Consider the following 12,042-nt stretch of genomic DNA (forward strand, 5'->3'; position numbering starts at 1 on the left):
GTTGAAATTATATATAACCAAAAAAATGATGATTAAATAACTATAAAATGAATTTGAAACATGTATCAAATCGCTACATATAACCATAAAAAAATGATGATTAAATAACTATAAAATATATTTTAAATATGTATCAAATCGCTACATATAACCATAAAAAATGATGATTAAATAACTATAAGATATATTTTAAATATGTATCAAATCGCTATATATAATCGTTAAATAATGATGCTTAAATATAACTAAAAAATATTAATATATATAGATAATTTATACATTTAATCATAAAAAAATAATTATTAAGTATATTAAATTATATTTTAAAAAAATGTTAAATTGCTACATATAATATAAGTGTGTTATAATCAAATCACGAGTTAATCGTCTAATACTAAAAATAGGCGAAAAAAAAGACACTATCTGATGAAATGATTCTAATTTTACTGAATCTAGGATTATTTTACGTTAGATGATTTATAACGTAGTATAATAAAAGAAATGAATAAAAAGAGAGGTTTGATAGCTTATGACAGTAGCGTTATTACCACCCAAGATGGATTTTGTTTTTAAACGTATTTTTGGGAATGAAAATCATCCGAATGTGTTGATTTCATTTTTAAATGCAGTCTTAAATCCAGTTGATCCGATTAAATCAGTTAGGTTGAAAGATACGACCATTGAGAAAAGTCATTTAGAAGATAAATATAGTCGATTAGACGTGAAAGCTATCACTAATAAAGGTGAACATATTAATATTGAAATTCAGCTAAAAGATGAATACAACATGATTAAGCGTAGCTTATATTATTGGAGTAAGTTATATGAAGGGCAACTTGAAAATGGAGAAAACTATCAGAAACTATCAAGAACGATCTGTATTAATTTATTGGACTTTAATTTATTAAATCATGATAAATTTCATAGTGTTTATCGTTTGAAAGATTGTGAAACAAATGAAGAATTAACAGATGTGATGGAGTTACACTTTATTGAGTTGAAGAAAATGAAAGATGTGAATCGTGTAGAAGAAGTGAAGACTAAGTTAGAAGCATGGTTATATTTTATTAATCAGCCAGATAGTGAGTTAGTGCAAGAATTAGAAAAAGTTGAGGTTGAAATAAAAGAGGCAAAGGCTGAATTGATTCGATTAAGTGGAGATCGTAAAGAAAGAGAAAGATACGAAAAACGTAGAGAATCAAGATTAAATGAAATTAGTGCCTTGTCATATGCAGAAGAAAAGGGAATTAAACAAGGAATTAAACAAGGAATTGAACAAGGAGCAAAAAACGAAAAAATAGAAATCGCAAAAAAATTAATTCAAAATGGATTAGATAATGAGCTAATTTCAAAGTCAACAGGATTATCTATTAAAGAAGTGAAAGAAATAAGAAAAGAGCAAAACTAGAGAGTAGTTTTGCTCTTTTCTTATGGTTTATAATTTGATAGGACAATAATTGAAAAATGAGTAAGATTAGAAATTAGTCTTACTTTTTTATTGTGTAAAATTAAAGTACAATCAAGCTTATATTTTTGTAAACATTAGATGAAGTAATTCTAATTTTACTGAATTGACGACTATTTTACGTTAGATGATTCATAACGTAGTATAATAAAAGAAATGAATAAGAAGAGAGGCTTGATAGCTTATGACAGTAGCGTTATTACCACCAAAGATGGATTTTGTTTTTAAACGTATCTTTGGAAATGAAAAGCACCCTAATGTGTTGATTTCATTCTTAAATGCGGTTTTAAATCCGATTGATCTGATTGAATCAGTGGAGTTAAAAGATACAACGATTGAAAAAAATCATTTAGAAGATAAATATAGTCGATTAGATGTGAAAGCAATCACCAATAAAGGGGAGCATATTAATATTGAAATTCAACTTAAAGACGAATACAACATGATTAAGCGTAGTTTATATTATTGGAGCAAGTTATATGAGGGACAACTAGAGAGTGGAGAGAATTATCAGAAACTATCACGAACGATTTGTATTAATTTACTGGACTTTCATTTATTAAATCATTCTAACTTTCATAGTGTTTATCGTTTAAAGGATTGTCGTACCAATGAAGAATTAACGGATGTGATGGAGTTACATTTTATTGAGTTAAAGAAAATGAAAGATGTTCAACGTGTAGAAGATGTAAAAAGCAAGTTAGAAGCATGGTTATATTTTATTAATCAGCCTGATAGTGAGTTGGTGCAAGAATTAGAAAAAGTTGAGATTGAAATAAAAGAGGCAAAGGCTGAATTGGTTCGATTAAGTGGAGATCGTAAAGAAAGAGAACGATACGAAAAACGTAGAGAGTCAAGATTAAATGAAATCAGTGCTTTAGCCTATGCAGAAGAAAAAGGAATGGTTAAAGGGATTGAACAGGGAGCAAAAATAGAAAAAATAGAAATTGCAAAAAAATTATTAGATGTTTTAGATGATGAAACAATTTCATTAAAAACAGGACTATCTCTTGAAGAAGTGAAAGAAATAAGAAAAGAGCAACACTATATTTAGTATTGCTCTTTTACTTTTTTATTACTCTTATGCCTCTAAATTCATTATTATACATGAAAAAGTATGCAAATAAAGGTTTTTAAAAAAGTGTGTAAAGGTGACGGTTTTTCATTTCTAATAAATGATATAATTAATATGCAAATAAAGGTTCGTTTAATTGAGATTAGGAAGAGCAGATTATAGGATGATATAATTATTACAGCATACAAAGTTACTATCTTTTCTGTTTTTCTTACTGTTATTGATATGAAAAATATAGTACGAATAAAATCTAAATAAATAATGTTGATAGCGATAATGATAGTAGTTTCATAACATAGTAAAAGCAATATTTGAGTTGTGGGTAATGCCAATTAAAGATAATGAATGCAAGTAAATAAAGGAGAGATTAAATTTCATTTTTTATTATAAGAAAACAGGGTGTGACAAATGGAAATATTTACAATAATTGAAGCGTAGTATATAATTTATTATTGTAATAAGTATTTAGAATAGGGGAATAGTAGAATGGAAAGTATATATAATGAAAGAGAATTACTAGTTCAAAAGTCATTCGGAATAAAGAATGGATTACCTCATAATTTTTATGACAGAGATATTGAGATTATTCCTGATGATATAACATATATCACTGGTTTTAGTGGATCAGGTAAATCTTATATAATTAATCAGTATATTTCTAATAATGAAGTAACTACTTTAATGGAACCGGGAAGGTTAAATACACCAATAATTAATATAATTGGATCTTCTTTTGAAGAAGCTTTAAATATTTTAGGAGTTGTTGGGCTAAGTGAGGCGTATATTTATTTAAGAACATACCAAGAATTATCTGATGGCCAAAAGTTTCGGTTTAAATTAGCTAAAGCGATAGAGAAAAAACCTAGTATAATAGTTATTGATGAGTTTCTATCCAATCTTGATAGGCAAACTGCACAAGTAGTCGCTTACAATTTACAAAGATTATGCAGAAAAATGAGAATCAAATTGGTTGTAGCAACTCCGCATGATGATTTAATAGAAGCTCTATCACCTAAACAACTTATTATTTTAGATCTTAATGGCACACATAAAAATATATTAAATAAGCATGTTGAAAAAGCCTCTGTAGCTGGTATTAAAGAAATTAGTGTTACTAAAGGAACACATAGGGATTATGAGGAATTAAAAAAGTACCATTATTTTGAAGATTTTAATTATGATAATTATAATCCTGAGTATTTTGTAATTAAAAAAGATGGTATTTGTATTGGAGTTAGTGTATTTATTTCACCATATTCAAGCCAGTATAATATACTCCCCTTTTTTAAGGAAGTTAACGAAAATTTAAAAATAAATATTCGTATTATTATTCATCCAGCATATAGAGGAATTGGATTGACAAAATTACTTTTAAATCCCCCACAACTTGAATATCATTATCTAGAATCTCGAACAGCTTTAGGACTATATATGCCGTTTCATGTTTCTTCTGGTTTTGAGAAAATTGATAACCCTACTTTATATAAATCACAATTGAGATTAAAAATTGAAGAACAAGTAAGGTATAAAAATGAGTGTATCTATGAAGTAGAATCTATAAAACTTTTATTAGAAGATCTTTGTTTAGAAATTTTATTAGAAAATTACTTTTATTATAGAAAAATAATTAACCTTCCATATATTTCCAAAGAAGATGAGGATATATTAAGAAAAATATATATAAATTTAATCAAAAAAATGAGTGTGGAAGAAATGAAGAGTCAAAGTGAATTTTTTCCAATGGCTTCGTTCTTAAAAAAGCAACAGTTAATGTGACTATTTAACTGTTGCTTTTTTCTATTTCTAATATTTTTTCTCGAGCGTAATTATAGGGACCAATAAGTGAATAGATTTGTTTATTTTTTATCCATAATATAGTTTCAAATTTATTAAGTAATGAGCGATTATGTGACACACACAGTATAGTACCTGAAAAGTTTTCAATACATTTTTCAAGTAACTCTTGTGTTTCGATATCTAAATGATTAGTAGGCTCATCTAATATAAGTATATTAAGTGGTTGTTGCATTAGTTGTGCTAACCTTAATCGCATACGTTCTCCACCAGATAGGTTATTTACTAGTTTATATACATCAGATCCATAAAAAAGATATTTCGCTAATATATTTCGTGCCTGCGATTCATCTACGTTTATTTCTTCTCTAAAAGCATTTAACACAGTTGTTTTTTTAGGTGTATTAACTAGAGATTGAGCAATATAACCAATTTTTAAATTGTCACCTATTCTTAATACTCCTAAATCTAACATTTCTTTCCCCAAAATGCATTTTATTAGAGTAGATTTGCCTACACCATTTCTTCCTACTATCCCTACTTTTTCTCCATTTCGAATTAATATATTAATATTATCAATTAATACATTATTACCTATATATTTCGATCCATTTTCAATAGATACTATGTCTTGTGAGATATATTGGGATTCTTGAAAGCTACTACGAATTGAATTCTTTTCAAGTTGAGGTTTTGGGATTAGTACTATTCTATCTAGTGCTTTCTCCATACTTGATGCTCGTCTATGTAGTGCTTCTGAAGGAGGTATTGATTGATTTGCCCATTCTCTTAATTGTTTAATAGCTGCTTTCATTTTTTTAATTTTTTTTTGTTGATTTTTAAATCGCTCAAATTCAGCTAACAAAAATTTTTCTTTTTCTTTTAAAAAATTTTTATAATTATATGGCCAGAGAGTTACTTTCTTATTTTCAATATCTAAAACTTTCTGGGCTACGTTCTCTAAAAATGTTTTGTCATGAGAAACAAATAAAACAGTTCCTTTATAATTTTTAATAAATAATTCTAACCACTCGATTGAATATATATCTAAGTGATTAGTGGGTTCATCTAATAATAAGATATCAGGTTTAGTAATTAGTTGCTTTGCTAATTCTACTTTAGTTCTTTCTCCTCCGCTTAGAGAATCAAATGAAATATCTAATAAATGATTGATTCCTAATCCATTTGTGACAAACTGTATAGTTGAATCGACTTGATATCCTCCAATAGATTCAAATCGTTCTAATAATTTACCATATGTATTTAATAATAAATCTATATTATTTTTCGCATTAGGTATACTCATTTGAGATTCTAACTCTCTTAATTTGTTACTTATTAATTCTATTTCAGTAAAAGCTTTTTTTAAAATGTCATACGTACTCATATTAAGGTTTATATCTGGAATCTGATTCATTATACCTACTGTATATCCGCTGTTTATAGAAATATCACCACTGTCAGGAAAATCAATTTGTGCTATGATTTTGAGTAAAGTTGATTTTCCTGATCCATTAGGTCCGGTTAAAGCTATTTTTTCATTATAATTAATAGAAAAAGAAGAACTAACTATAAGACTTTCTCCATTAATATTCTTTGTTATATTATGTATATTAATCATAGTTAAGACCCAACACCTTTTCTGTAGATGACTTACTTTTATAAAAAATAGTAAGTGTAGTAGTTGATAATATTATTGTTAATAATCCTATAATAGAAAATAATACTAATGAATTTATAAAAGAAGAGAGATAGCCAATTAATAAAGAGCCAATAAACATTATTAATGAGGTAATAAGGTTAATCAAAGATAATATTGTTGCTCTCATTTTCGAGGGAATTTCATTATTAATAATTTTACTTGAAATAGGATCTACTAAATCGTATAAAGAATTTATTAATATGAATGCGAAAATAATGATAATTGGATGATTAATAAGCATAAATAAATAAAGTAATCCAATAAAACCAAAGGTAAAAATTAAAACTTTTTTAGAAGAATATTTATCCTCTAGTTTATAAGAAAAGATAGATAACGTTGCTTGAATAATAGCTATTCCAGCAAATAAAGATGATATATGATGAATAGGTATTCCAGAATTTTGAAGTATCTCTTGACCAAACATATAAAATATAGATGTAGTCGCAAAGAAAGTAGATATTGATAATATTAAAAATTTAAATCCAGAATTTAATTCTATAAATTTTTTCATTTCAGAAGCAAAACTAGTAGATGATTCTGAATTAGAGTTAGAACTATCTTCAGTTTCTATAAGAGGAATTTCTTTAAGTCTCGTTATAATGATGATTGTAATTAGTTGACAGAATAGCCCTAATAAGAATATATAATTCCATGATATTAATTGAATATATCCACCTATAAACATCGCTAAAGATAGTGCAACAATTATTGTTGAATTATATATAGCTATAGATTTCCCATATAACTGTTCGCTATTATCATATTTTAGTGAGTCATATAAATACGCTTGATCTGTTCCTGAAATAAAGGTTAATCCGATTCCATACAGTATATAGGCAAGTGATAATATCCAAAAATCATGAAATATTAAAAATATTACTAGGTATAGTGCTATAAATGAATGCCCTAATAATAGCCCTTTTTTTCTTCCTAATTTATCAGAGATGTATCCTGTTGGAATTTCCGTTAAAAACATAGTGATGTTTAGAATCGCTTGTAAAATACTAACTTCAAACATATTAAATCCGATGCTTAATAAGTAGATAACCCAAATACCTCTCTCGAAAAATAAATTTCCAAAGAAACCGATAATAAGTAATTTTTTATTATTTTTCATGTGATACCTCCTGTAAATATATGAAGAAAAGTAATAGAATTTAATTATCTATTAGCATATTCTAAATTTTTGACACATAGATAACCATTATCTTTTAATTGAAAACCATTAATATTAGAATCTTTAATATATAGACTTTTTCCTAAGAACAGGGGTATGTAATTATCCGTATATTGTAAATAAATGTTTAAATTAGATATATCATTTGCATTTAGAAAATTTAAAATATTCATTTTTTCTGACATATCATTTATATTAGTTAAAAATGATGAAACATAGCTAGAATAATGATGATAGAGTGGAAAGAAAAGATGTAAAGATATATCATATTCTTTCGTATTAATTTTGATATAATCTCTGAAATCTTTGATTATTTTGACTGAACAAGTATATCCATACTGCTTAAGTAAATAAATAATATTATCCATTATGATTGAATTAGGATAATAATCTGCATAAATTATTTTTAAATCACGAGTATCTTCTATTAATTGTAAATCATTTGAGTGTTTTTTCAAAGCTCTTTCAAATGTTGCATCTCCAGTTAAAGTATATAGGGGAATAATAATATTTTTTAAATTATTAGCTATATCCTTTCTACAAATATTTTTATTTATTAAATTTCTAAGTTTAGTGTTATTGACAAATAGAGTAAACATCATAGGAGAATTTATTTCTTTAAAATCAGAATATTGCATATAATGTGCATTAGTATGTAAAAATTGAGTGTGACAGCTAACATCTATTTTATAATTTTTATATAAATTAATACTGTCATTAGGGTTATTATTCAGCTTAAAAGTTAAATTTTTAATATAATTTTTAGTCTTTCTACTATAGTAATTAGGATTATAAATTAATTTAACTTCTTCGCTAGTTAACATATTTAATTTGTAAGGACCATTTTGAACAGCCATATCTTCTTCTACAGGTAAAATATAGATACTTTGTATGATATGGGAGAAAAAAAATGATTCTTTTTCTAATTCAATAATAAGTTTTCTATCATTTAAAACCTTGATGCCAATTTCGTTAATGCTTTTTAAGCCTTTAATGTAGTCTGCAACTCCTTTAATTATTAGCAATGATCTTATATAAATACTTTTATTTTTAAAATTGAGGTGATATAAAAAGCAATTAAGTAATTGCTGAGCATTTCCGATGTAACTAGAATGTAATTCTATAGAGAAAAAAATATTCTCTTTAGTTGTGATAGTGCAATTAATGTTGTTTTCCAATGGTTCATATAAGGCACTACATATAAATCTGCTGGTATAATCATATGTATTCAAAGGGTTTAAGTCAGAAGGAATACTATCTATTTCAATTATTATCTCATCTTTAAAAGCTAATTGACGTCGTAATCTATTCATTTGCTTTTTCCTCATTGTCAATGTAGTTTTTTTCTTTAATATTTAGACTGTCAAATTCAATTATTATTTTTTTTCCTAATGATTTAGGGGGTTCACCAATTAAAAATTTAATAATATCATACGTCATAAATGAAGAAATAATATTATTAGTTGCACCTAATGAGCCTTTTATGGGATCACGATTAATATGTTTTTGTGTCATATTTATATTCATATTATATGATTCAGAATTAAATAGTGGTCCCCAGAATCCACTACTAATTCCAACACCAGCTGTAATAAAAGGAATTTTATTTTCTTTTGCGTAATTATATGTTATTTCGGCAATATTGTAGGGGGTATCTGCAGCGTTAACTATAATATCTAATTTTATATTTTTTAGAAGTGTAAAATCGCTTAATTCATTTATCTTTGCATTAAAGCATATGATGTTACAATCCTTATTTATGCTTTTAGCATATTTTGAAGATTCCGTGATTTTATGAGATCCTATAGAGCTAGTATTAAAAATAAATTGTCTATTTAAATTATGCATAGATACATTATCGAAATCTATTAGAACAAAATTTTTAATTCCAGCTCCTACTAAGTTTTGTAAAACTATAGAACCAACTCCACCAAGCCCTATAATTCCAACTGTTGCTTTATCTAATTTTGTTTGAGCATCATTAGGATTATCAGAAAACTGTTCTAAATAATATAACTGTTTTTCTAAAAAAGTATTTTCATAGTTATTATCCCAGACTGGTAATATTAGATTATTATTTTGCAGAGTATTATGTAATATTAATGCATCTTCTATACTAATAAAGTCTTTAGCAATTTCTGGGTTACACCCTTGTTTGTATTGATTTATAACCTGCTCTATTCCATCATTAATAGAAATTTTCAAAACATTTTTATCAATAATATATATATACCCATCTTCCCTAATTATGGATACATGATCTTTAAATCTAAAGATTGTCATTATAATCTCTCCCTTTTCTTAAAAAAATGGACTTCTTATAGTAAGAAGCCCATTTTTTAATATATTAGCAACGATGAACTAATTCAGATATTTCAAAGTCTAAAATGATTTGTTCGATTGTCATGAAAGACACCCCCTTCCTTTATTGAAAATAATAACATAAAATACATTTTATGTAAATAAATTTCATTGAAAATAGGATATTTTTGGATTTTAAATTCCATAAGTCTTGGAAATAGCCATTCTATATGATACTAATAACATATATTCTTTAATTAGAAAAATATAAAGTATTGTAGGTCATTATCTTTAAGTTTTGATTCTATCAATCCACAATTCTTATTTGCAGTTGAAATTACCAGAGGCATTTGACTACTATTAGAATTATCTAATACTTGCATAAGTACTTTAGTGTTTATGTCATTATTGAGTAATAATGACAAATTGGTTAAGCAATTTAACTCAACTTTTTGTTTGCTAGTTATATTGAAATTGTCTAATTTATATTTATTCATTGTTACCTCCTAAAAAATATCAAAAAATTTAAATGTAGTGGTGCTAGTATAGTTTTATGAGCACAGTCAAGTTAATTCGAAGTAATATACTTAATAAATAGATGTATCTATATGAAGAGATATAATACTGAATTCAAAGTTATAGTTGTTGAACTTTATAAAACTAGATGTGCATTCCAATAAGTTAATTTCGAATAGAGTGTATCAGAATTATTAACTGTAAATGGATTAGGCAAACTTCTCCTATGTGCTCAATGGCTGATACTAGAACAACAAATATATAAAGCAGCAAGTATTACTTCTATAGGGAGATAATAAAATCTTAAAAAAAGGATAATTATATTTTGGATAAAATGAACCGATATGAATTATGCCAGTTTATTAATCAATATCATCAAGAAGATGATATCAAGTAACTTAGTAAGTTCTTAATAATCTATATCAATCTAAGTATAATGCTGATTATAAAGAGAAGTATAGAAATCAAAATTCCTTGAATGAATTAAGGAAACTTATTTGGAAGGTTAGATCAATATGGTGGGATAAAGATCTAGTCTTAATTACTTAGAAAAAGATTATCTGTTAGCTTGAGTTGTGTTTAATAAATAATGAAATCAATCAGTTTAAACTTTATTATTCAAAAAATACCCTTAAAAAAGTTGTTTAGTTTAGTATTGACAATCCAATTATTCTCTATAATGATTTAGAATCGCAGCATAAAAATCAAGAATTTAAAACTAAAATAGCTTTTTTTAAGTATATATATTTTATTCTAGTAAATGCCGTAATTATGTTATTTTAGAAATTAATGTTTAGTATGAAAGATTTAATTTTCCCCCTAATAGTTAATAATATAACACATACTATTTGCAAAAAAATGTAATTTAAAGGCGAAAAAAGGAGTAACAAAAATTATATGGATTAGTTTATTGAGTTAAAGAAAATATAAGATGTTAAATGTGGAGAAGAGGTAACGACTAAATTAGAGGCACATTACATTTTATCTTTTGGTAAATATCTGATGAAATGATTCTAATTTTACAGAATCTAAGATTAGTTTATGTTATCTGATTTAGAACGTAGTATAATAAGAGAAAGTGATAAAGAGAAAGGTTGATAGATAATGCCAGTCGCATTATTACCACCAAAAATGGATTTTGTTTTTAAACGTATCTTTGGAAATGAAAAGCCCCCTAATGTGTTGATTTCATTCTTAAATGCAGTTTTAAATCCGATTGATCCGATTCAATCAGTGGAGTTAAAAGATACAACGATTGAAAAAAATCATTTAGAAGATAAATATAGTCGATTAGATATGAAAGCTATCACGAATAAAGGAGAGTATATTAATATTGAAATTCAACTTAAAGACGAATACAACATGATTAAGCGTAGTTTATATTATTGGAGCAAGTTATATGAGTGACAACTAGAGAGTGGAGAGAATTATCAGAAACTATCACGAACGAGTTGTATTAATTTATTGGACTTTAATTTATTAAATCATTCTAAATTTCATAGTGTCTATCGTCTAAAAGGCTGCCATACAAATGAAGAATTAACAAATGTGATGGAGTTACATTTTATTGAGTTAAAGAAAATGCAAGATGTTCAACGTGTAGAAGATGTGAAAAGCAAGTTAGAAGCATGGTTATATTTTATTAATCAGCCTGATAGTGAGTTGGTGCAAGAATTAGAAAAAGTTGAGATTGAAATAAAAGAGGCAAAAGCCCAATTGGTTCGATTAAGCGAAGATCGTAAAGAAGGAGAACAGTACGAAAAACGTAGAGAGTCAAGATTAAATGAAGTCAGTACTTTAGCCTATGCAGAAGAAAAAGGAATGGTTAAAGGGATTGAACAGGGAGCAAAACTAGAAAAAATAGAAATTGCAAAAAATTTAATCCAAAATGGATTAGATAATAAATTGATTTCAAAATCAACAGGACTATCTCTTGAAGAAGTAGAGAAATTAAGACAGGAGTAAGGCTAAAAATTAGTCTTACTTTTTTGTTATACAAATTTAAAGTACAC

Annotated in this window: 8 protein-coding genes and 1 pseudogene; 4 read left to right on the top strand and 5 right to left on the bottom strand. The window is 26.2% G+C overall.

Going from position 1 to position 12,042, the window contains the following annotated elements; translation table 11 throughout:
* Positions 1 to 529 precede the first annotated feature (529 nt).
* From NEH74_RS05830 to NEH74_RS05840, 3 genes are all read left to right on the top strand, one after another.
* Entirely contained in the window at positions 530 to 1,408 is an 879-nt protein-coding gene (locus NEH74_RS05830; protein ID WP_155062464.1) for an Rpn family recombination-promoting nuclease/putative transposase, read from the top strand.
* Positions 1,409 to 1,649: 241 nt separating this feature from the next.
* A complete protein-coding gene (locus NEH74_RS05835) occupies positions 1,650 to 2,519 on the top strand; it encodes an Rpn family recombination-promoting nuclease/putative transposase (protein ID WP_262941175.1) in 870 nt (289 codons plus the stop codon).
* 507 nt (positions 2,520 to 3,026) lie between these two features.
* Positions 3,027 to 4,316 (top strand): hypothetical protein, encoded by a 1,290-nt coding sequence (locus NEH74_RS05840; RefSeq protein WP_155062454.1) that lies wholly within the window; start codon positions 3,027 to 3,029, stop codon positions 4,314 to 4,316.
* 4 nt (positions 4,317 to 4,320) lie between these two features.
* Here the strand turns inward: NEH74_RS05840 and abc-f are convergent, their stop codons facing one another.
* The 5 genes from abc-f to NEH74_RS05865 form a co-directional block, all read right to left on the bottom strand.
* Positions 4,321 to 5,955: a ribosomal protection-like ABC-F family protein gene (gene abc-f / locus NEH74_RS05845; RefSeq protein ID WP_155062453.1), complete on the bottom strand. Its 1,635-nt coding sequence runs from the start codon at positions 5,953 to 5,955 to the stop codon at positions 4,321 to 4,323.
* Entirely contained in the window at positions 5,948 to 7,153 is a 1,206-nt protein-coding gene (locus NEH74_RS05850) for an MFS transporter (RefSeq protein WP_155062452.1), read from the bottom strand. The genes abc-f and NEH74_RS05850 overlap by 8 nt, the downstream gene beginning before the upstream one ends.
* 44 nt (positions 7,154 to 7,197) lie before the next feature.
* Positions 7,198 to 8,526, bottom strand: a complete 1,329-nt coding sequence (locus tag NEH74_RS05855; protein WP_262941176.1) for an ABC transporter substrate-binding protein — start codon at positions 8,524 to 8,526, stop codon at positions 7,198 to 7,200.
* A complete protein-coding gene (locus tag NEH74_RS05860; protein ID WP_155062450.1) occupies positions 8,519 to 9,496 on the bottom strand; it encodes a ThiF family adenylyltransferase in 978 nt (325 codons plus the stop codon). The genes NEH74_RS05855 and NEH74_RS05860 overlap by 8 nt, the downstream gene beginning before the upstream one ends.
* A gap of 275 nt (positions 9,497 to 9,771) precedes the next feature.
* The gene (locus NEH74_RS05865) at positions 9,772 to 10,011 is read right to left on the bottom strand and encodes a hypothetical protein (protein ID WP_155062449.1); all 240 of its coding nucleotides are present in this window, start codon (positions 10,009 to 10,011) and stop codon (positions 9,772 to 9,774) included.
* A 1,150-nt stretch (positions 10,012 to 11,161) separates the two neighbouring features.
* Between NEH74_RS05865 and NEH74_RS05870 the strand changes: the two are divergent.
* A pseudogene (locus tag NEH74_RS05870) lies at positions 11,162 to 11,995 on the top strand (Rpn family recombination-promoting nuclease/putative transposase).
* Positions 11,996 to 12,042: the final 47 nt, after the last annotated feature.

This window comes from Turicibacter sp. GALT-G1, assembly GCF_025594995.1.
In the GTDB taxonomy this organism is placed as follows: Bacteria; Bacillota_I; Bacilli_A; order MOL361; family Turicibacteraceae; genus Turicibacter; species Turicibacter bilis.

Excerpts from the sequence above, each read along its gene's own strand:
- NEH74_RS05830 (WP_155062464.1), top strand. The coding sequence starts at position 530 with ATGACAGTAGCGTTATTACCACCCAAGATGGATTTTGTTTTTAAACGT.
- NEH74_RS05835 (WP_262941175.1), top strand. The coding sequence starts at position 1,650 with ATGACAGTAGCGTTATTACCACCAAAGATGGATTTTGTTTTTAAACGT.
- NEH74_RS05840 (WP_155062454.1), top strand. The coding sequence starts at position 3,027 with ATGGAAAGTATATATAATGAAAGAGAATTACTAGTTCAAAAGTCATTC.
- abc-f (WP_155062453.1), bottom strand. The coding sequence starts at position 5,955 with ATGATTAATATACATAATATAACAAAGAATATTAATGGAGAAAGTCTT.
- NEH74_RS05850 (WP_155062452.1), bottom strand. The coding sequence starts at position 7,153 with ATGAAAAATAATAAAAAATTACTTATTATCGGTTTCTTTGGAAATTTA.
- NEH74_RS05855 (WP_262941176.1), bottom strand. The coding sequence starts at position 8,526 with ATGAATAGATTACGACGTCAATTAGCTTTTAAAGATGAGATAATAATT.
- NEH74_RS05860 (WP_155062450.1), bottom strand. The coding sequence starts at position 9,496 with ATGACAATCTTTAGATTTAAAGATCATGTATCCATAATTAGGGAAGAT.
- NEH74_RS05865 (WP_155062449.1), bottom strand. The coding sequence starts at position 10,011 with ATGAATAAATATAAATTAGACAATTTCAATATAACTAGCAAACAAAAA.